The sequence below is a fragment of the Pseudomonas sp. Tn43 genome (genome assembly GCF_014192635.1).
GTDB lineage: Bacteria > Pseudomonadota > Gammaproteobacteria > Pseudomonadales > Pseudomonadaceae > Aquipseudomonas.
The window spans coordinates 271,736-291,933 of record NZ_JACHYG010000006.1 but is presented as its reverse complement, the minus strand read 5'-3'; the positions used below and the strand labels follow the sequence as shown (position 1 = coordinate 291,933).

The window sequence follows — 20,198 nt, the reverse complement described above, 5'->3', positions numbered from 1 at the left end:
GCGACACCCCTTCCAGAAGCGTTCAGCCATGATAGTTGGCCGACAGCACTTATGCCGTTCAATGTTCATTCAGGCTCGAAGCCAGTTTGATAAAGGCCAGCGTCGCAGGTGATGACTGGCGCTGATCGAGCACCGCCAGCCCGACCAAGCGGCTGACCGGTGGCGACAGCGGTTTTCTCACGTAGCGGTTGTCGTTGTGATCAGGCAAAGAGCCTTCGACAACAACGGTCAGGGCATCGCCTCGGGCTACGGTGTCCAGCGTGCTGAGCAACTGCGAGCAGCGATACCGAATATTCGGCGTCAACCGCGCGGCATTGAATAAACGCGACACCAGTTCCGAAGAGCCGGCTTCGGTCAGCACAAAAGGGTCGTGGCACAAATCGCTCAAGCTCAAGCTGTCATGACCGGCCAGCGCATGGTCGGCTGGCAACAGCGCGACCATTTGGTCCTCGATCAGTCTGAACGTGTCGAAACGTTCCTGGGGCAACACCACGAAGCCGATATCGATACGCCGTTCTTCCAGCCACTGGATCACCTGGCGATCCGGCCCCTCATCGATATGTACCTCGATGCCCGGGTGTGCGGCGCGGTAACGCTGAAGGATTTTCGGCAGCAGTTTGATCGATGAAGTGGGGCCAAACGAGCCGATGCGCAGGGTGCCGCGTTTCATTCCTCTGGCATCCGCCGCTTCCTGGCGCAACGTGTTGGCCAACCCGAGCATCGCCCGAGCGCGCAATAACAGCTGCTGGCCGATGTCACTCAGCTCTACCTGAGACTGATGCCGGCGCAGCAGTTCAACGCCCAACTCCTGTTCCAGCGACTTGAGTGCGTGGGATACCGCGGATTGGGAAATCTCCAAGCGATGGGCCGCCGCCGTGAAGCCGCGCAGTTCGGCGACCAGCGAAAAAATCTCGAGTTGCGTAAGAGTCTTGAGTGTTTACTCATTTTACGATGATCTGGCATTAGTCGAATGATACGCCATGTGCCGAGGGCGGTCTCGCAGATCCCTGATCTTGCGACTGCTGCGCAGCCGAACGCAGCCTCGCGGGCTCGGCAGCTGCTACGGGTGCGTTATGGCTTACTGACTGGTTATGCCATGTACCCGATTTCTGATGGGGAGACTTAATGACTACGTACGAACAGACACTTGCGAAAACTTCTGATGTACCGGTTTATTTGAAACTGGCTGCGGTCACCATGATCTGGGGCGGGACGTTCGTCGCCGGGCGATTTCTGGCCGACAGCCTTAGCCCGTTATTGGCCGCGAGCCTGCGGTTCTTGCTGGCGAGCGTGGCGTTGCTGCTGTTTTTGCTGCTGGCGCGGGTGCCTTTGGTGCGACCCAATCCTGGGCAATGGCTACAACTGATGCTGCTGGGTTTTTTCGGCATCTTCTTCTACAACCTGTGCTTCTTTTACGGGCTGCACTACATCAATGCATCACGGGCGTCGTTGATCGTGGCGTTGAATCCGGCTGTGATTGGCTTGGCGTCGTGGCTGTTGTTCAAGGAACGACTGAGCGGGGCAAAAGTGGCCGGTATTGCGATCTGCATTGCCGGCGCCAGCCTGGTGATCGTCAGCCGTAATCCGCAATTGCTGGCCGGTGGTACGGATGCCTGGATCGGCGATCTGCTGATTTTCGGCTGCGTGCTCGGCTGGGGCATTTATTCCTTGTTCTCCAAAGGCCTGAATCAAACGTTGGGGCCGGTGCAGACAGTGACGTACTCGATTTTGCTGGGCACGCTGATGCTGTGGGTGACCAGCGCCGTGCGGGGTGAGCTGAATGTCGCGGCGTTGGCTGAACTCGGCACGCAACAATGGTTGAGCCTGTTGTACCTGGGCGTACTGGGTTCGGCATTGGCCTATATTGGCTATTACGACGGCATCCGCAAAATCGGTGCGACGCGTTCGGGTGTGTTCATTGCCTTGAACCCGCTGACCGCCGTTCTGTTTGGCGCATTGTTGCTGGGCGAGCAATTGACCCCGGTGATGTGTCTGGGCGGTGGACTGATTCTGGCGGGGGTTTTTCTGTGCAACAAACCGCTTGCGCAAGCCGCAAAAAGGGGGATTTTATAAGAAGGCGGACAAATTGATTTACGCTGTGTAGAATCGGTTTACGCATATAAGAATAATCGTCTTCTGGCAGCAGAAGCCTCGCCCGTAATAGCCTTGGGTCGACAATGAAGAGTTTTGGGTTTCAATTGATCTACGGTGACTTCCTCGCCCGCAGTGTGCGGGGCATCTCCTGCGCGCCACCCGCCAGTCTCAGCATTGCTAGCAACTAACGATCGGTTAATTGATAAGAAATGATGAGGCGCCAAAATGGCAGATTTATACGAAAACCCAATGGGCCTGATGGGCTTTGAGTTCATCGAATTCGCATCGCCAACCCCTAATACTCTGGAGCCGATCTTCCAGATCATGGGCTTCACCAAGGTCGCGACCCACCGTTCCAAAGACGTGCACCTGTATCGCCAGGGCCAGATCAACCTGATCCTCAACAACGAACCCAACAGCGTGGCGTCGTATTTCGCGGCTGAGCATGGCCCGTCGGTGTGCGGCATGGCGTTCCGCGTCAAGGATTCGCAAAAGGCCTACAAGCGTGCCCTGGAACTCGGCGCCCAGCCGATCCACATCGAAACCGGCCCGATGGAACTGCATCTGCCGGCGATCAAAGGCATTGGCGGCGCGCCGCTGTACCTGATCGACCGTTTCGGTGAAGGCAGCTCGATCTATGACATCGACTTCGTGTTCATCGAAGGCGTGGACCGCAATCCGGTCGGGGCCGGCCTGAAAATCATCGATCACCTGACCCACAACGTGTATCGCGGTCGCATGGCGTACTGGGCCAACTTCTACGAGAAGCTGTTCAACTTCCGTGAAATTCGCTATTTCGACATCAAAGGCGAATACACCGGCCTGACCTCCAAGGCCATGACCGCGCCGGACGGCATGATCCGTATCCCGCTGAACGAAGAGTCGTCCAAGGGCGCGGGGCAGATCGAAGAGTTCCTGATGCAGTTCAACGGTGAAGGCATCCAGCACGTGGCCTTCCTCAGCGATGACCTGATCAAGACCTGGGATCACTTGAAAAGCATCGGCATGCGTTTCATGACGCCACCGCCAGACACTTATTACGAAATGCTCGAAGGCCGTTTGCCGAACCACGGCGAACCGGTCAACGAATTGCAAGCGCGGGGCATTCTGCTGGACGGTTCGTCCGAACCGGGGGACAAACGTCTGCTGTTGCAGATTTTCTCGGAAACCCTGATGGGGCCGGTGTTCTTTGAATTCATCCAGCGTAAAGGCGACGATGGTTTCGGCGAAGGCAACTTCAAGGCACTGTTCGAATCCATCGAGCGTGACCAGGTTCGTCGGGGTGTGCTCTCTACCGATTAACCCGGCTCAGGCGTGAAAAAGCCCGGTCAGCAGCAATGCTGGCCGGGCTTTTTTTTGGATCATGCAAAACCATTTTTGGATCATGCAAAAACCACTGTAGGAGCGAGGCTTGCCCGCGAAGGGGACCTTGAAGACGCTAAAAGCTTCGCGGGCAAGCCTCGCTCCTACAATTACATTGGCCGGCGTCGTTGCCGGACCAAATGCTTGAACCCTTCAAACACCAACACCACCACCGCCAACCAGATCGGAATGTAGGTCAGCCATTCGCCAGCCTTGATGCTTTCGCCCAACAATAATGCAACGCCAAGCAACAGCACCGGTTCGACGTAACTCAACAACCCGAACAGGCTGAACGGCAGCAGTCGACTGGCAATGATATAGACCACCAGCGCCGAAGCACTGATCACGCCGAGCAGCGGAATCAGCAGCGACAGCCATGGATGTTGATCAAACACGCCGAACCCTTGTTCACCGCCCAGCACGAACCAGAACGCCACCGGCAGCATCAAGGCCATGTCCAGCCAGAGCCCGCCAAGGTTGTCCGTGGCCAGGCGTTTACGCAGGATGAAATAGATCGGATAGCCGACCACCACCAGCAAGGTCGCCCAGGAAAAACCCCCCACCTGATACACCTCGTTGAGCACGCCGAGGATGGCGAAGAACACGGCTATTTTCTGCAGATAGGAAAGGCGCTCGCCATAGACGATTCGCCCGGTCAGGACCATGGACAGGGGCAACAGGAAATACCCCAGCGACACGTCGAGGCTATAACCGTTGAGCGGTGCCCACATGAACAACCAGAGTTGCAGGCCCAACAGCACCGCAGAGCCAATCAGCCCGACAATCAGCTGCGGCTTGCCGGCCAGCCGTCGAACAATCTCGACCACGCGCTCCCATTCGCCGGCCACCACCATGAACACGGTCATGCACGGCGCAGTCAGCAGCATCCGCCAACCGAAGATTTCTACGCCGCTCAAGGGGGAGAGCAGCGATGTGTAGTAATACATGACGGCGAACAGCATCGAGGCTGTAACCGATAGAGCAATACCTTTAGACAAACTGTCCTCGCGAGGTTGAAGGTCAGACGGGGCGCGCAGGATACGTGGTTTTTGTGTTGAATATTGGCCGAGTGATCAATATTTACAACATCCTGCCTGATCCTCAGCCAAAGCATAGTCAGCAGACCAATCCTCAACCTGTGGGAGCTGGCTTGCCTGCGAAGAGGCCGGTACATCCAAAAGCGCTGATGACTGACCCACCGCTATCGCGGGCGAGCCCGCTCCCACAGTGACGGTGACCGCCAACAGATCTTGTGATCGACACAAAACCCTGTGGGAGCGAGCCCTGCTCGCGATTAATCTCAAGCCGTACGCGGTTTACGCCCAGGCACAAAATGGCTCACGTCATTGAATCCCGGCGTCGAGGCGTGCCCCGGTGTCACCAGCGAATCAATAAACGCTTCGTCCTGCGCAGTGATTTTCACTGCCTGCGCCTTGGTGTACGCATCCCACTGCTCCTCAGTACGAGGCCCGACGATGGCCGAAGTCACAGCGCCATTGTTCAGTACCCAGGCAATCGCAAATTCGACGATGCCCACGCCACGATCCTGGGTGTATTCCTGGATCTGTTGGGCAATGCGTAATGACTCCACCCGCCATTCTGTTTCCAGGATGCGTTTGTCCTGACGGCCCGCGCGGCTGTTGGCGTCCGGAGTCACGTCGGGCGCGTATTTGCCGCTGAGCACGCCGCGTGCGAGCGGACTATAGGGCACCACACCGAGGCCATAATTTTGCGCAGCAGTGATCTGCTCGGTTTCCGCCTGACGATTGACGATGTTGTACAGCGGCTGGCTGATGACCGGCCTGTCGACACCGAGTTTGTCGGCCACACGAATCACCTCGGCAATACGCCAGCCACGGTAGTTCGACAGGCCCCAGTAGCGGATCTTGCCCTGGCGGATCAAATCGCCAATGGCGGACACCGTGACCTCCAGCGGCGTGTTGTGGTCTTCGCGGTGCAGGTAATAGATGTCCAGGTAATCGGTGCCCAACCGCGTCAGGCTGGCATCGATGCCATTGAACAGATGCTTGCGGCTCAGGCCGCTGCGGTTCGGCATTCCGTCCACCGGTCCGAAGCCGACCTTGGTGGCCAGTACCCATTCCTGCCGCCGACTGGCGATCGCTTCGCCGACGATCTCTTCGGAGCGGCCGTTGGTGTACACGTCCGCGGTGTCGATGAAGTTGATGCCCTGGTCCCAGGCCTTGTCGATGATTCGCAGGGAATCTTCGGTGCTGGTCTGTTCGCCGAACATCATGGTGCCCAATGTAAGGGTCGACACCTGTAAACCCGAATGACCCAGCGTGCGATAGCTCATGACGAAATCCTTTTACCGGTCAGAAAGCCCTAATCAAATACCAGAACCGGGACCGGGAGCAATCGGAATTATTGCGCAGTCTCGTGGGCACCCTGTGGCGAGGGGGCTTGCCCCCGTTCGGCTGCGAAGCAGTCGTAAACCCATTACATGCGGTTTAACTTTGAAATGCCGGGGCCGCTTCGCGACCCAACGGGGGCAAGCCCCCTCGCCACAAAAGCATCTTTTGATCTTGCCTTTTAAACCCGCAACGTGCGCGTCATGCGCAACGCCAGCAAACTCCCACAAACAATCACGCCCGCCAGCAGATAAAGCGCCGCATCAGTCGACCCGGTGCTGTCCTTGACCCAACCCACCAGGTACGGGCTGAGAAAACCCGCCATCTGCCCCATGGAGTTGATCAACGCCAATCCACCGGCTGCCGCACCTGCGCTGAGCATGGCGGTCGGCACGGGCCAGAACATCGGCAGGCCAGTGAGGGCGCCCATGGTGGCGAGGGTCAGCCCGAGAATGGCAATGGCGGGGTTGGCAGCGAAGTTCACCGCAATCAACAGACCCACCGCACCCATCAGCATCGGCACCACCAAGTGCCAGCGGCGTTCTTTGCGCAAGTCCGCCGAACGACCGACCATCAACATGAACACCGCCGCCAGCAGATATGGAATCGCACTAAGCCAACCAATCACCAGGTTATCGCTGAAACCCAGGTTCTTGATGATCGACGGCAGCCAGAAGTTGATCGCGTAGACACCGCTCTGAATGCAGAAATAAATCAGGCCGAAAGCCCAGATCGCCGGGTTCTTGAACACCGCCAGCAGGGAATCGGTAGCGGTTTTCGGTTTGCTGGCCAGGTCTTGCGCGTGATCGGCCTCAAGCACCGAACGCTCGTAAGGGGTCAGCCACTTGGCGTTGGCGTAACTGTCGCTGAGCAGGAAGTAGGCGAGGGCGCCGAGAATAACGGTCGGAATGCCTTGCAGCAGGAACATCCACTGCCAACCGGCCAAACCGCCTTGTCCCGCGCCAAAATGGTTGAGAATCCAGCCGGAAAACGGGCTGCCGAGCAGGCCGGACACCGGGATCGCCGACATGAACAGCGCCATGATGCGGCCACGACGGAACGTCGGGAACCACTGCGAGAGATAAAGCACCACACCCGGGAAGAACCCGGCTTCGGCCGCACCGGTAAACAGGCGCAGGGTGTAGAACTCGGTCGGTGTGGTGACGAACAGCAGGCAGGTCGACAGGGTTCCCCAAGTGATCATCATCAGCGCGATCCAGCGTCGCGGGCCGAATCTGGTCAGGGCCAGGTTGCTTGGTACGCCACAGAGTACGTAGCCGATAAAGAAGATCCCGGCGCCGAGGCCGTACACGGTTTCGCTGAATTTCAGTGCGTCGAGCATCTGCAGTTTGGCAAACCCGACGTTCACCCGATCAAGGTAGTTGAACAGGTAGCAGATGAAAATGAAGGGGATCAAACGCAGGGTAATGCGTTTGTAGACGGCATTTTTGTCGTCAGCGTTGGCCAAGGTAGCTGTGGCGCTCTGTGACATGGCGGGCTCTCTCTTTATTATGATTTTTTGCGACGCAAGGGTAACGTTGATCGCCCAGTGAGTCTCGGCCACCCCTTGGGTGATTGTCTTTGTGCCTGAGCACAGGGTTTATGACCAAGGCCTGTGCGGGTGAACAACCCGTTCCATCACGTTTTCAAGGAACCGCGCTATGTTCGAACTCGATCACGACCTGGCTCAGGACATCGTCGACCGGGCGATGGCCATCCTGCCGTACAACGTCAATGTCATGGACAGCCAGGGGCTGATTCTGGGCAGCGGCGAACCCGAGCGCATCAACACCCGCCACGAAGGCGCGCAACTGGTGTTGGCCAACGGGCGCGTGGTCGAGATCGACGCGCACACCGCGATTCACCTCAAAGGCGTGCAGCCCGGCATCAACCTGCCGCTGTTGCTCGATCAGCGTTTGATCGGTGTGCTGGGCATCACCGGCGAACCCGAACAACTGCGCACCTATGCCGAGCTGGTGCGCATGACCGCCGAGATGCTGGTGGGTCAGCGCAATCAGCAGGCCGAGCAGCAATGGCGACGCCAGCGTTGTGATGATTTGTTGGCGCTGCTGCTCAGCGAGGCGGGGGATTCGCCGCGTTTGCTGGACGAAGCGCAACAGCTAGGGCTCAAGCCGCAGTTGACGCGGGTGCCGTACCTGTTCGAGTTGGGCATGGAACACGGCCCGGGCCAGACCGTCGAAGCGCTCAGCGCCTGGTTGATGTCGCGTTATCCGGACAGTTGGTGCGTGACCTCGGCCAAGTCTTCTTTGCTGTGGTGCCGACCGGCAACGCCAGCGATCGAGAACGAGCGGCTGCTGGAGAAGCTCGATGGCCTCGGCTGGAATATTTTGCGCATTGCCGTGGGCGGGCAGGCCGATGGCTTGTCGGGATTGCGCCGTTGCTATCGTCGGGTCGGTGACCTGTTGGCCTATGGTCGTGATGTGTTGCCGCATTCACGCTTGTTGACACTGAATCGTTATCGGCTGCCGGTGATGCTCTGGCGACACCGCAACGACGATGCGCTGGATGAGCTGCTGCGGCCGCTGCGCAAAGTCATCGCCAAGGATGGCAACGGCCAACTGCTGGCGACCTTGCGCAGTTGGTGCGAGCACGACGGTCAGAGTCAGGCCTGTGCCGAGGCGTTGGGCATTCATCGCAACAGTCTGCGTTACCGCATGGAAAGAATTGCCGAACTCAGCGGTGTCGATCCGCTGAAACTGGACGGCATGCTCGCGCTTTACCTTGGCGTCCAGCTGCTCCCCCAGGCAGACGCCAACCCATGAATCTCACAATTGCCTGTGGGAGCGGGCTTGCCCGCGAAGAGGCCATCACATTCAACATGCATGGTGATTGACACACCGCCATCGCGGGCAAGCCTGCTCCCACAGTGATTTGTGGTGGTGTACAAATTTGTGAACGACGCTGCTCACGCCGGGTTTTGTGAAAATGAACAATAATCCTCATGCCCGCTTGTGCAACGGACCGGCGTTATTGTTCATGGCGGCTGGCAGCATGGACGCATTGGAACTGGAGAATTCACATGAAAATCGTCATTGCCCCCGATTCGTTCAAGGACAGCCTGAGTGCCCAAGGGGTGGCCGAGGCCATTGCGCAGGGTTTGGCGGACGTCTGGCCGGATGCACAATTGCTCAAGTGCCCGATGGCTGATGGTGGAGAAGGCACAGTCGAATCGATTCTGGCCGCCTGCGACGGCGAACTGCGCCGTACCCCTGTTCGCGGGCCGCTGGGGGCCATGGTCGAGGCCGCATGGGGCTGGTTGCCACAGAGCCACACCGCGATCATCGAAATGGCCGAGGCCAGTGGCTTGCAGCTGGTTGCGCCGAACCTGCGCGATGCTTGCACCAGCAGCACCTATGGCACCGGTGAATTGATCCGCGCCGCGCTGGATGCCGGCGCGCAACGGGTGATCCTGGCGATTGGCGGCAGCGCCACCAATGACGGCGGCGCCGGGGCGATGCAGGCCTTGGGTGTGAAACTGCTGGACGCTCAAGGCCAAACCCTGGTGCCGGGTGGCCTGGCCCTGGCGCAACTGGCCCGCCTCGATCTGAGTGAGCTAGATCCGCGTCTGGCAAAGGTGCGCTTCGACATCGCCGCCGACGTCAATAACCCGCTGTGCGGCCCTCACGGTGCTTCAGCGATTTTCGGCCCGCAGAAAGGGGCATCGCCTGAGCAAGTCGAGCAACTGGACCAGGCCCTTGGGCATTTTGCCGAACGCTGCGCGCAAGCCCTGGATAAAGACGTGCGCGACGAACCTGGCAGTGGCGCGGCGGGTGGCCTGGGGTTTGCCGCCAAGGCGTTTCTCGGTGCGCAGTTTCAGGCCGGAGTGGAAGTGGTCGCTGAGCTGGTGGGTCTGGCCGAGGCGGTCAAAGGCGCCGATCTGGTGATCACGGGCGAAGGTCGTTTCGATGCCCAGACGTTGCGCGGCAAAACCCCGTTTGGCGTGGCGCGCCTCGCACGACAGCACGGCGTGCCAGTCATCGTCATCGCCGGGACCTTGGGCGAGGGGTATCAGGCGTTGTATGAACATGGCATCGATGCGGCTTTTGCCTTGGCCAGCGGACCGATGACATTGCAGCAGGCCTGCGCTGACGCACCGCGTTTGTTGCGCGAGCGCACCCGTGATATTGCGCGGGTGTGGCGGGTGGCGGCCGGCAAAATCTAGGACTGACAAAAATCCCCGTAGCAGCTGCCGAGCCAGCGAGGCTGCGTTCGGCGGCGAAGCCGTCGTAGGTCCTGCAAGCAAGGTTTCCCTGACACACCGCGCCGCTTGATTCACGACGGCTTCGCCGCCGAACGCAGCCTCGCGGGCTCGGCAGCTGCTACACCTGAAAAATATTTCTCCACCCCCTGCAAAAAACCTCAAGCCCGGCCGATACAGCTAACAGGCGCGCACAAACCTATTACAACAGTCGCGCCCAACTGAAAGGTGCGCGCTATCGCCCGCGCGCCCGACAGTGATTACCGCAAGGATGCTCGCCGCCTCAATTACCGAGATCATCCTATGTCACTGCGTAATCTGAAAATCGCGCCTCGAGCTTTCCTGGGTTTCGCCTTCATTGCCTTGCTGGTGATTGTGCTGGGTGTGTTTGCCGTGAACCGTATGTCGATCATTCGCCAAGCCTCTGTCGATATGGAAACGACACAGTTACCCAGCATCGGGTTTCTGGGCAACGTGACGGAAAACGTCCTGCGGCTGCGGATTCTCTCGTTCCGCGTGCTGGTCAACCGAGATCCGGCGGCGTTGCAGGAAGCCCAGACCCGCATCGGCGTGCTCGTCGACAAAGTGCGCACTTCCCAAACAAGCTATGCCGCCTTGCCGGCCAGCCCCGAAGAAGCTGCACTGTACAAAACTTTCGCGACAACCCTCGATAACTACATGCAGGCCCAGAGCCAGATGCTGGAGCTGTCGCGGCAGAACAAACTGGAGGAGATGCGCGCCCTGATCAATACCCGGATCAAGGAAGGCACCGATCAAATGGGCGAGCAATTGAACAAACTGGTGGCGCTCAACGCCGCCGATGCCAAAGCCGCGTCAGCCAAGGCGGGCGAGCATTACAGCGAAGCCTTTATCGGCATCGTGACCGTGGCGGTGATGGCTTCGTTGCTGACCGTGCTGCTGGCCTGGCTGTTGACCCGCAGCATCCTCACGCCGCTGAACCGTGCGGTGCTCGCGGCCGAAACCATTGCTGGCGGCAACCTGAGCAAGGTCATCGAAGTCGACGGCAATGACGAACCGGCGCGTTTGCTCGGCGCCTTGTCCGCCATGCAGAGCAACCTGCGCAAAACCATCGAACAGATTGCCGGCTCCGCGACGCAACTGGGCGCCGCCGCAGAAGAACTCAGCACCGTGACGCAAGAAGCATCCCGTGGCCTGCAGCAGCAAAACAACGAAATCGAACAAGCCGCCACCGCTGTCAACGAAATGACGGCCGCCGTGGAAGAAGTGGCGCGCAACGCGGTGTCGACTTCCGAAGCCTCGAACCAGTCGACCCAGGCGGCCCGTGAAGGTCGTGACCGGGTGGTGGAAACCGTTGACGCGATCCAGACCATGACCCACGACGTGCAAAATACCGCGTTGATGATCGAAGGGCTGGCGACTCAGGGCCGCGACATCGGCAAAGTGCTGGATGTGATTCGTGCCATTGCCGAACAAACCAACCTGCTGGCCCTCAACGCCGCGATCGAAGCGGCCCGTGCCGGGGAAGCAGGGCGTGGCTTTGCGGTGGTGGCGGACGAGGTCCGGGCGTTGGCCCATCGCACCGCGCAGTCGACCCAGGAAATCGAGAAAATGGTCGCCGGTATCCAGAACGGCACCGGCGAAGCGGTCTCATCGATGCAGCAAAGCAATCAGCGCACCCAAAGCACGCTGGAAATGGCTCGTGCTGCGGGAATCGCCCTGGAGCAGATCACCCAATCGATTCAACTGATCAACGAACGCAACCTGGTGATCGCCAGCGCCTCGGAACAACAGGCTCAGGTGTCCCGTGAAGTCGACCGCAATCTGGTGAACATTCGCGACCTGGCTACCCAGTCTGCCGCCGGTGCCAACCAGACCAGCGCCGCCACCCACGAGCTGTCACGATTAGCAGTTGATTTGAACGCGATGGTGGCGCGTTTCGTGATTTGAGATAGGGTTGAAACTGGAACTCGCGCGTTAGGAGAAGTACATGCGCTACTCAGCCTTGACCCAACGAATCGATGGTGACGGAGCGGCAGCCTGGAAGATTCATGATCGAGCGCTGGAGCTGCGTGAGCAGGGCGTCGATGTGCTGCTGCTTTCTATCGGCGACCCGGATTTTGATACGCCGTTGCCGATCATTCATGCGGCCATCGATAGCCTGTTGGCGGGTGACACCCATTACTCGGATGTACGCGGCACCCGCACACTGCGCAGCAGCATCGCCAGCCGTCATCAGCGGCGCAGCGGCCAGTTGGTGGATGCCGAAAATGTGATCGTACTGCCCGGCGCGCAGTGCGCGGTGTATTCGGTTGCCCAATGCCTGCTCGACCCCGGTGATGAAGTGATCGTCGCCGAACCGATGTACGTGACCTATGAAGGCGTGTTCGGCGCCTGCGGAGCCAGCGTGGTGCCGGTGGCGGTGCATCCGGAAAATGGCTTTCGGGTTGAACCGGCGGATGTCGCGGCGCTGATCACCGCAAAGACCCGCGTCATTTTGCTCAACAGCCCGAATAATCCCTCCGGTGCCAGTCTGTCGTTGAAGAGCTGGCAGGCGTTGGCAGCATTGTGTGTGCGGCATGACCTTTGGCTGATCAGCGACGAGGTCTACAGCGACCTGTTGTTCGAGGGCGAGCACATCAGCCCGGCCAGTCTGCCGGGCATGGCCGAGCGCACCGCGACGATCAACAGTCTGTCCAAATCCCATGCCATGACCGGTTGGCGGGTGGGCTGGATGATCGGCCCCAAACCGTTGGCTGAACATTTGATGCATCTGTCGCTGTGCATGCTGTTCGGCCTTCCGGATTTCGTCCAGAACGCCGCACAAGTAGCGCTCGATAAAGACTTGCCGGAAGTGGCCCTGATGCGCGAGGAATATCGCCAGCGTCGCGATCTGGTGTGCGCCAGGCTAAGCGGTTGCCCGGGTATCCGGCCGATCAAACCGGATGGCGGGATGTTCGTGATGGTCGATGTGCGCCAGACCGGGCTCGGTGCGCAGGATTTTGCCGAGCGTTTGCTGGAAGGGTACGGGGTGTCGGTGCTGGCCGGCGAAGCCTTCGGGCCAAGCGCGGCGGGGCATATTCGCATTGGCCTGGTGGTGGATCAGGCGAGGCTGGCAGATGCGTGCCAGCGGATTGCGTCGTGTGCGGCGCAGTTGCTGCAGGTGCGGCGGGCCTGATCGATTTGTGTTGAATTTGATGGCCTCTTCGCGGGCAAGCCTCGCTCCTACAGGGGATTTTTGGCGTTCACGAAACCCTGTAGGAGCGAGGCTTGCCCGCGAAGACTGACTCTCATACGCCGAATGTCTTGAGCCTTCCATGCCCTGGTATCCAACAGATGCCTGCCATACATGCCCAGCGTCTTGCCATGCATATCGAGGCCGATCTCGATTGAGTCATCCATTAGTTTGATTTTGATCAACCTCTCCATTGCTTTGCTGGCTAGACTGAATATCACTACGACGTGTCAGTCGAGGTTGTACTCCATGTACTGGTTCCGCCGTCACCGCCGACGCCTGTTGCACCTTATCCTTTTGGTGTGGATGTCAGCTGTGAGCGTGATGGCAATCCAGGGTTGCCTGGTACAAACGAATCACAATATAACCGTGCCACACAATGCCGAGCTGTATGGGGTGGATGGCCATGCCCTCCACGCCAGCGGTTGCCTGCAAAACTGTGAGGACACTGCCACCGCGATAAAACCTGCTGCGCAGATTCCTGCATTGGATCCTGTCCACTGGGCCGTCCTTTTGCTGTTAACTGCAGCAGTAATAAGGGTGCTTGAGCCCGAGAAAAAATTCTCCTTCGCCGCGCTTGTACTCAAGCGCCCCGCACCGCCGGAAGTCCCAGTCCGCCTGACTTTCGTCCGTTTCAACGATTAACTCCCCTATTTCAGAGTGGCAGAGCACGAGTTGCTCTGTCCTGCTGCGTCGTTTTTTCGCGACTCGGTTATTCCTGCTCACCTCTTCACAAAAAGGCGAACAGCAAACACACCGGACAAAGAGGAGTATCCACCATGAACCCTACCGAATCGGCCTACGGTCTCTGGTCGCTGGTCATCATCAACTCATTGGTGTTTATCTTGTTCGCCTTCAGCTTCGTCCGGCCTAAGACGAGTCGCGATTGGCGCTCCTTCGGTATGTTCTCGGCGTTCCTGGTGGCTCTGTTTACCGAAATGTACGGTTTCCCGCTGACGATCTACCTGTTGATGCCCTGGCTCACTCGCAACTTCCCCGGCATCGACTTCCTCTCGCACGATGCAGGGCATTTGCTCGAAACAGTTCTGGGCTGGAAGGTCAACCCGCACTGGGGGCCATTTCACATTATCAGTAACTTGCTGGTCGCTGGCGGCTTCTGGTTATTGGCGGCCGCGTGGCGCGTGCTCTACAAGGCCCAAGGTAGTGGGCAACTCGCGCTCGAGGGGCCCTATGCACGGATCCGTCACCCGCAGTACGTTGCCTTCGTGCTGATCATGTTCGGCTTTCTATTGCAGTGGCCGACATTGATCACTCTGGTGATGTTTCCAATCCTCCTGTTCGTCTACACCAAGCTGGCGAAGCGGGAAGAACGGGAGATGTTTGCGCACTTCGGCAACGCCTACCGCACTTACTGTGAACAGACGCCGGCGTTCCTGCCCTGGTCAACCCCCCGCAGTCCCGACATCCCTACTGACGCGCCTCCCAGTTCAGGAAAACAATCATGAACGCTCCCTGGAAAACCGGCATTGCTCTGGCCCTGACCATGGCCATTTCCTACACGGTCTGTGCGCTGCTCTATGCGCTTTGGCCGGCGCAAGGTATCGCTTTTCTCAACGCCTTGTTCCATGGACTCGACTTTGGTCGTCTTCAAGCTCCGCAAGACTACGGGTTGACGGCTTTCGTCGGGCCACTGCTGGTCTTGACCGTATGGGGCGCGATAGTCGGCACCTTGTTTGCCTGGCTGTCCGGCAAGCTCCACGGCAAGTCTTGATAGCCGCATCAGGCGGGAGACAGTGATGAACGAATCACACATTCAGCACAGCCAGCACCAGCCGGCGTTTGCATCAGGGAACATGGCGAAAGATCCGATCTGCGGGATGATGGTCGATAAGACCACAGCATTGTCACGGGAACGTGGCGGGCGCAGTTATTACTTTTGCAGCGATACCTGCCTGCGCACCTTCGAGTCGCCAGAAAGAGAACTGAAGGCGATGAAAACCCGTGTGACTATCGCCCTCACCGGTGTACTGGCCCTGGCGCTTCTGCGTGCGGGCGCCTTCATCGCGCTGGCCGCCGGTGCCACGCTACTGACTTGGGTACCGATCCCTGCGCTTCCTTGGTTCACGTGGGGTATATGGCTTTTCCTGTTGGTCACTCCGGTGCAGTTCATCGGTGGCTGGAGTTTCTATAAGGGGGCGTGGAACGCCATTCGCACCCGAAACATCAACATGGATTTCCTGATCGCCCTCGGCACGTCGGTCGCCTATTTCTACAGTGTCGCGGTGCTATTCTTCCCCGACGTCCTGCCGGTCAAGGTGGCCGAGCGCGACGTCTATTTCGAGGTCTCGGCGGTCATCATCGCCTTCGTACTGCTGGGCAGGTACATGGAGGAGATCATCAAGAAAAAGTCTTCGGCTGCGGTACGGCGCTTACTCGATCTCAAACCGGCGATCGCGCATGTGATTCGTGATGGGCAAGAGGTCGACTTGCCCGCTGAGAACGTCATGGCCGGCGAGTTTCTGGTAGTCAAGCCGGGCGAAAAAATCCCTACCGATGGCGATGTCAGTGACGGTCAGTCAACGGTAGACGAGTCCATGCTGACCGGCGAGTCGATGCCGGTCGACAAGCATCCGGGCAGTCCGGTGATCGGAGGTACGCTCAATGGCAGTGGGGTGTTCACTTTCAAGGCAAGCAGGATCGGTGCGGATACCGCACTGGCGCAGATCATCAAAATGGTCGAGGAGGCACAGAGCAGCACCGCGCAGATCCAGCGCCTGGCCGATCAGGTCACTGGCTATTTTGTGCCTGCGGTGGTGGCCGTCGCGCTATTGGCGCTGGTCGGCTGGTCGCTTGCGGGGAATTTCCCGCAGGGGCTGTTGGCCTTTATCGCGGTTCTGATCATTTCCTGTCCCTGCGCATTGGGCGTGGCGACGCCTGCCGCGTTAATGGTCGGTGTTGGCAAAGGGGCTGATAACGGCATCCTTATCCGGGGCGGCGAAGTACTGGAGCGGGCAGAAAAACTGAGTACGGTGGTGTTCGACAAAACCGGCACCATTACCCGAGGCGAACCCGATGTAACCGATGTGATTTCGTTAGGCTCAGCGTTGGAAAACGAGGTCTTGAAGCTCGCTGCCGCCGTGGAGTCCGGTTCAGAACATCCGCTTGGAGTTGCGATAGTGCGCGCCGCCCGGCATCGTGACATCAACCTGCCGAAAGCGACCGACATCAACGGGATCGCCGGTCACGGCATCGAAGGCAGTATCGACAGTCGTAAAATCTGGCTGGGCAATCGGCGCTTATTCGCCCGCCAAGGCATTTCGACCGAAGCTGCCGAGGAGCACCTTATCCGCCTGGAAGCCGATGGCAAGACCGCCATGCTGGTCGGTGTCGACGACCGTTTGGTCGGGGTGATTGCGGTGGCCGACACCATTAAACCCGAAGCGGCTGAAGCCGTTGCGGCATTAAAGGCAAGCGGTATCAAGGTCGTGCTTCTGAGCGGTGACAACCACCGTACTGCCGAAGCGGTCGCGCGACAGGTCGGCATTGAGCGAGTGATTGCCGAGGTCTTGCCGGACGACAAGGTCGCAGTGATCCGTCAATTGCAAAGCGAAGGGCAGGTCGTGGCCATGGTTGGCGATGGTGTCAACGATGCACCGGCCCTGGCCACCGCTGACATCGGCATCGCCATTGGCTCGGGTTCCGATGTAGCGAAGGAAACCGGCGGCATCATCCTGCTCAAGAACGATGTGCGCGACGTGGTCAACGCGATCAAGCTGTCGCGCGCAACCATGGTCAAGATCAAGCAAAACCTGTTCTGGGCATTCATCTACAACAGTATCGGCATTCCAATCGCGGCCTTTGGGCTGCTTAATCCCATCATCGCTGCCGCCGCTATGGCACTCAGCTCCCTATCGGTAATCGCCAACTCCGCGCTGCTCAAGCGTGCCCGCATTGGCTTGGGTCAGGAGGCTAATTCATGAACCGCGAAGTTTTAATTATCTGTCTTCTGGTGAGCATCGTGGGCATTGCAACGGTGGTTTACCTGTTGGGGCTGACTGGCAAATCGTTCGCTATAGCAGCGATTTTCCTGATGTGCCCGGTCTTGGTCGGGGTGCAACTTTTTCGCGGTGTGCGCCAATTCGATAAGGACATGGAAGAGGCCCGTCGCAAACTGCAAAGGAAGAATCTGCCATGAAACCCCATTACGTTCCCGTTCGCAGCGCCGGCCGCATCAACGGGTTCTTCCTCGGCTTCCTCGCCATTGCCGCGTACTTCCTGTTGAATCGACTTGCTGCGGCAAACCGCCGAAGGGAGCGTGATCATGCCGATACACAGTGTTCTTGAATTGCGCGTGCGCCGGCTTGGCATTGATACCCACCAGCAGCCGGTGGCGTTCATGCCGCGTGATTGCCACGTCTGCCGCTCGGAAGGTTTTTCCGCCTTGTCACGCATCGAGCTGGTCAAAGGCACGCACCGCGTGATCGCGACGCTGATGGTGGTAGATGGACAGTGGCTAGGCGGCGGCGAAGTTGGACTATCGGAGTCGGCGTGGAGGCTGCTCGGTGCGCAGGAGGGCGAAAGCGTTACCGTGCATCACCCGGCGCCGGTAGAGTCGATGAGTGCCGTGCGCGGGAAGATCCATGGAAGTGCGTTGTCGCGGGAGGCGCTGACGGCGATCGTGAATGACATCGATGCCGGCCGATTCAGCGACGTGGAGCTGGCGGCCTTTCTAACCGGTTGTGCCGGCAACCAAATGTCGCTCACCGAAATCCGCTACCTGACCGACGCCATGGTTGAAGTCGGCGAGCGTCTGCACTGGGACCGACCGCTGATTCTGGACAAGCACTGCGTGGGTGGGCTGCCGGGGAATCGGACCACTCCCATTGTGGTGGCCATCGTCGCGGCCAACGGCCTGTGCATACCCAAGACCTCCTCGCGAGCGATTACCTCCCCAGCGGGCACAGCCGACGCCATGGAGACCCTGGCCCCGGTTGATCTCGATTTGCCAACGATGCGCAGGGTCGTGGAACAAGAGGGTGGTTGCGTCGTCTGGGGCAGGGCCGTGCAACTGAGTCCGACCGATGATGTTCTGATCCGGGTCGAACGAGCCTTGGACCTGGACAGCCAGGGCCAGTTGGTAGCCTCGGTGTTGTCGAAGAAACTGGCGGCCGGTGCGAGTCATGTATTGATCGACATCCCTGTCGGCGCTACCGCGAAAGTACGCGATATGCCAGCAGCGATCCAACTGCAAACGTTGTTGGTCGAAGTCGGCAGCCTGCTTGGCCTCAACGTCCAGGCACATGTATCGAACGGCGATGGCCCAGTGGGGCGGGGCATTGGCCCGGCACTGGAAGCACTCGATGTGCTGGCGGTGCTGCGCGGCGATGCGCAGGCGCCACAGGACTTGCGTGAGCGTGCCCTCGACCTCGCCGGCCTGTTGCTGGAAATGGCCGGCAAAGTGCCGACCGGTCGTGGCTATACGCTCGCCGCCGCAACTTTGGCGAGTGGCAGCGCCTGGCGGAAATTCCAGGCCATCGCGAACGCCCAAGGCGGGCTGCGCGAGCCGCCGCAGGCGCGCTATAGGCACCCGGTTTTGGCTGACCGCGACGGCCGTGTGTGTCGCATCGACAACCGCATACTGTCGCGCATTGGCAAATTGGCTGGGGCGCCGGCGGCCCCCGCAGCCGGGCTGGTACTCGGTACCGCGCTCGGACAACGGGTCGAGGCCGATCAGCCGCTCTATACCGTGCATGCTGAAAGCCCGGGCGAACTGGCTTATGCGTTGGAATATGCGCAGCAGCACTCGGAACTCTTCTTCATCGAGGAGGACGCACCATGAATCCCCTGCTGTTTTGTCTCGACGGTAACCTGGCCTTACAGACCGGGCTCGCGACCCATGCGCGGCTGCAACCCGCTGCCTGCCAGCTGCGGCAGTTTCCCGACGAGGAAAGCTATGTGCGTGTGTTGAGCGACGTGCAGGGCCGCGATGCGGTGGTTTTGTGCAGCCTGCACCGCCCGGACACCCTGTTCATACCGCTGTGCTTGCTCATGGAAACCCTGCGCGAGTTGGGTGCCCGCTCCGTGGGCCTGGTTGCTCCCTATTTGGCCTATATGCGTCAGGACCAGCGTTTTCATCCGGGGGAGGCCGTCAGCGCGCGCCTGTTCGCCGCCCTGTTGGCACCGCACATCGACTGGTTAGTGACGGTGGACCCGCACCTGCATCGTATCCATGATCTGGGCACTCTGTACCCGGTACCGCATCGAGTCGTACATGCCGCACCGGCCCTGGCCGCCTGGGTTACCAGTGAGATCGCGCAGCCGTTGTTGATCGGTCCCGACAGCGAAAGCGAGCAATGGGTGTCGGAGGTCGCCCGGCTGGCGAAAGCGCCATTCATCGTGCTGCAGAAAGTGCGACTCGGTGATCGGGAGGTCGCGGTCTCCGTGCCCGATATCGAGCGTTGGCGTGAACACACTCCGGTGCTGATCGACGACATCATCTCGACGGGGCGTACCCTGCTCGAAACCGCCAGTCATCTGCAACGAGCAGGTATGCGCCCACCGGTGGCCCTGGCGGTACATGGAGTGTATGCAGAACACGCCGAACGGGATTTGCAAGCGGCCGGCATTCAGGCCTTCACTAGCAATAGCATCTTGCACGCCAGCAACACCATCGATCTGTCCGAACTGGTTGGAAAAGCCATCGAGGAGCTTGCTCCATGACTTTAAATGGATAACCGAAAGGTGACGCGGGTTGCTATCGAACCGGGCTGCCGCATGCCTTTGAACGAGGCCATGCGCCAAGCGGTGCAAACCTTGCGTATGCGCACCTGTGCGACATCGAGCGGACCCTTGCGCGTTTGGTGCGCGGCGATTTACCTGCCTTCTGATAAAAGGGCCTGATCGATTTGTGTTGAATTTGATGGCCTCTTCGCGGGCAAGCCTCGCTCCTACAGGGGATTTTTGGCGTTCACAAAACCCT

General features: G+C 59.4%; 18 protein-coding genes. 14 read left to right on the top strand and 4 right to left on the bottom strand.

The features are described 5' to 3' along the window. Positions 1-58 precede the first annotated feature (58 nt). Positions 59-910, bottom strand: coding sequence for a LysR family transcriptional regulator (locus FHW68_RS17850; protein ID WP_183682110.1), 852 nt, complete (start codon positions 908-910; stop codon positions 59-61). Between the two features lie 215 nt (positions 911-1,125). Here FHW68_RS17850 and FHW68_RS17845 point away from each other — a divergent pair, with 215 nt between their 5' ends. Together FHW68_RS17845 and hppD are read left to right on the top strand one after the other, a co-directional pair. Next, positions 1,126-2,073 (top strand): DMT family transporter, encoded by a 948-nt coding sequence (locus FHW68_RS17845; RefSeq protein WP_183681881.1) that lies wholly within the window; start codon positions 1,126-1,128, stop codon positions 2,071-2,073. A gap of 246 nt (positions 2,074-2,319) precedes the next feature. Beyond that, entirely contained in the window at positions 2,320-3,396 is a 1,077-nt protein-coding gene (hppD, locus tag FHW68_RS17840) for a 4-hydroxyphenylpyruvate dioxygenase (RefSeq protein ID WP_095631045.1), read from the top strand. Between the two features lie 170 nt (positions 3,397-3,566). On the opposite strand, the gene rarD is transcribed toward hppD, so the two are convergent. The 3 genes from rarD to FHW68_RS17825 all read right to left on the bottom strand — a co-directional run bounded on the left by rarD (position 3,567) and on the right by FHW68_RS17825 (position 7,317). Then, complete coding sequence (gene rarD, locus FHW68_RS17835; RefSeq protein ID WP_095631044.1) at positions 3,567-4,454, bottom strand: EamA family transporter RarD; 888 nt, start codon at positions 4,452-4,454, stop codon at positions 3,567-3,569. Between the two features lie 302 nt (positions 4,455-4,756). Further along, a complete protein-coding gene (locus tag FHW68_RS17830; RefSeq protein ID WP_095631043.1) occupies positions 4,757-5,770 on the bottom strand; it encodes an aldo/keto reductase in 1,014 nt (337 codons plus the stop codon). 236 nt (positions 5,771-6,006) lie between these two features. Next, positions 6,007-7,317 carry an MFS transporter gene (locus FHW68_RS17825; RefSeq protein WP_183681878.1) on the bottom strand — a complete coding sequence of 437 codons (1,311 nt, stop codon included), beginning with the start codon at positions 7,315-7,317 and terminating at the stop codon, positions 6,007-6,009. A 169-nt stretch (positions 7,318-7,486) separates the two neighbouring features. Here FHW68_RS17825 and FHW68_RS17820 point away from each other — a divergent pair, with 169 nt between their 5' ends. From FHW68_RS17820 to FHW68_RS17765, 12 genes are all read left to right on the top strand, one after another. Continuing rightward, the gene (locus FHW68_RS17820; RefSeq protein WP_183681875.1) at positions 7,487-8,608 is read left to right on the top strand and encodes a sugar diacid recognition domain-containing protein; all 1,122 of its coding nucleotides are present in this window, start codon (positions 7,487-7,489) and stop codon (positions 8,606-8,608) included. A 257-nt stretch (positions 8,609-8,865) separates the two neighbouring features. Continuing rightward, complete coding sequence (locus FHW68_RS17815) at positions 8,866-10,008, top strand: glycerate kinase (RefSeq protein ID WP_183681872.1); 1,143 nt, start codon at positions 8,866-8,868, stop codon at positions 10,006-10,008. A 339-nt stretch (positions 10,009-10,347) separates the two neighbouring features. Further along, a complete protein-coding gene (locus FHW68_RS17810; RefSeq protein ID WP_095631039.1) occupies positions 10,348-11,973 on the top strand; it encodes a methyl-accepting chemotaxis protein in 1,626 nt (541 codons plus the stop codon). 40 nt (positions 11,974-12,013) lie between these two features. Continuing rightward, positions 12,014-13,201 (top strand): pyridoxal phosphate-dependent aminotransferase, encoded by a 1,188-nt coding sequence (locus FHW68_RS17805; protein WP_183681869.1) that lies wholly within the window; start codon positions 12,014-12,016, stop codon positions 13,199-13,201. Between the two features lie 306 nt (positions 13,202-13,507). Further along, positions 13,508-13,903: a hypothetical protein gene (locus FHW68_RS17800; RefSeq protein ID WP_095631036.1), complete on the top strand. Its 396-nt coding sequence runs from the start codon at positions 13,508-13,510 to the stop codon at positions 13,901-13,903. 134 nt (positions 13,904-14,037) lie between these two features. Then, positions 14,038-14,724, top strand: a complete 687-nt coding sequence (locus tag FHW68_RS17795) for an isoprenylcysteine carboxylmethyltransferase family protein (protein WP_183681866.1) — start codon at positions 14,038-14,040, stop codon at positions 14,722-14,724. Next, positions 14,721-14,990 carry a DUF5676 family membrane protein gene (locus FHW68_RS17790; protein WP_095631034.1) on the top strand — a complete coding sequence of 90 codons (270 nt, stop codon included), beginning with the start codon at positions 14,721-14,723 and terminating at the stop codon, positions 14,988-14,990. Before FHW68_RS17795 ends, FHW68_RS17790 begins: the two co-directional genes overlap by 4 nt. A gap of 25 nt (positions 14,991-15,015) precedes the next feature. Continuing rightward, positions 15,016-17,199 carry a heavy metal translocating P-type ATPase gene (locus FHW68_RS17785; protein WP_183681863.1) on the top strand — a complete coding sequence of 728 codons (2,184 nt, stop codon included), beginning with the start codon at positions 15,016-15,018 and terminating at the stop codon, positions 17,197-17,199. Beyond that, complete coding sequence (locus tag FHW68_RS17780; RefSeq protein ID WP_095631032.1) at positions 17,196-17,414, top strand: hypothetical protein; 219 nt, start codon at positions 17,196-17,198, stop codon at positions 17,412-17,414. The genes FHW68_RS17785 and FHW68_RS17780 overlap by 4 nt, the downstream gene beginning before the upstream one ends. Beyond that, entirely contained in the window at positions 17,411-17,563 is a 153-nt protein-coding gene (locus FHW68_RS17775) for a hypothetical protein (RefSeq protein WP_168185060.1), read from the top strand. Before FHW68_RS17780 ends, FHW68_RS17775 begins: the two co-directional genes overlap by 4 nt. Next, complete coding sequence (locus FHW68_RS17770; RefSeq protein ID WP_183681860.1) at positions 17,541-19,058, top strand: thymidine phosphorylase family protein; 1,518 nt, start codon at positions 17,541-17,543, stop codon at positions 19,056-19,058. The genes FHW68_RS17775 and FHW68_RS17770 overlap by 23 nt, the downstream gene beginning before the upstream one ends. Continuing rightward, positions 19,055-19,939, top strand: coding sequence for a ribose-phosphate diphosphokinase (locus FHW68_RS17765; protein WP_095631030.1), 885 nt, complete (start codon positions 19,055-19,057; stop codon positions 19,937-19,939). The genes FHW68_RS17770 and FHW68_RS17765 overlap by 4 nt, the downstream gene beginning before the upstream one ends. Positions 19,940-20,198 lie beyond the last annotated feature (259 nt).

Bases quoted from the DNA above. Each gene is read 5' to 3' on its own strand.
- FHW68_RS17845 (WP_183681881.1), top strand. From the start codon at position 1,126: ATGACTACGTACGAACAGACACTTGCGAAAACTTCTGATGTACCGGTT.
- hppD (WP_095631045.1), top strand. From the start codon at position 2,320: ATGGCAGATTTATACGAAAACCCAATGGGCCTGATGGGCTTTGAGTTC.
- FHW68_RS17830 (WP_095631043.1), bottom strand. From the start codon at position 5,770: ATGAGCTATCGCACGCTGGGTCATTCGGGTTTACAGGTGTCGACCCTT.
- FHW68_RS17825 (WP_183681878.1), bottom strand. From the start codon at position 7,317: ATGTCACAGAGCGCCACAGCTACCTTGGCCAACGCTGACGACAAAAAT.
- FHW68_RS17820 (WP_183681875.1), top strand. From the start codon at position 7,487: ATGTTCGAACTCGATCACGACCTGGCTCAGGACATCGTCGACCGGGCG.
- FHW68_RS17815 (WP_183681872.1), top strand. From the start codon at position 8,866: ATGAAAATCGTCATTGCCCCCGATTCGTTCAAGGACAGCCTGAGTGCC.
- FHW68_RS17810 (WP_095631039.1), top strand. From the start codon at position 10,348: ATGTCACTGCGTAATCTGAAAATCGCGCCTCGAGCTTTCCTGGGTTTC.
- FHW68_RS17805 (WP_183681869.1), top strand. From the start codon at position 12,014: ATGCGCTACTCAGCCTTGACCCAACGAATCGATGGTGACGGAGCGGCA.
- FHW68_RS17800 (WP_095631036.1), top strand. From the start codon at position 13,508: ATGTACTGGTTCCGCCGTCACCGCCGACGCCTGTTGCACCTTATCCTT.
- FHW68_RS17795 (WP_183681866.1), top strand. From the start codon at position 14,038: ATGAACCCTACCGAATCGGCCTACGGTCTCTGGTCGCTGGTCATCATC.
- FHW68_RS17790 (WP_095631034.1), top strand. From the start codon at position 14,721: ATGAACGCTCCCTGGAAAACCGGCATTGCTCTGGCCCTGACCATGGCC.
- FHW68_RS17785 (WP_183681863.1), top strand. From the start codon at position 15,016: ATGAACGAATCACACATTCAGCACAGCCAGCACCAGCCGGCGTTTGCA.
- FHW68_RS17780 (WP_095631032.1), top strand. From the start codon at position 17,196: ATGAACCGCGAAGTTTTAATTATCTGTCTTCTGGTGAGCATCGTGGGC.
- FHW68_RS17775 (WP_168185060.1), top strand. From the start codon at position 17,411: ATGAAACCCCATTACGTTCCCGTTCGCAGCGCCGGCCGCATCAACGGG.
- FHW68_RS17770 (WP_183681860.1), top strand. From the start codon at position 17,541: ATGCCGATACACAGTGTTCTTGAATTGCGCGTGCGCCGGCTTGGCATT.
- FHW68_RS17765 (WP_095631030.1), top strand. From the start codon at position 19,055: ATGAATCCCCTGCTGTTTTGTCTCGACGGTAACCTGGCCTTACAGACC.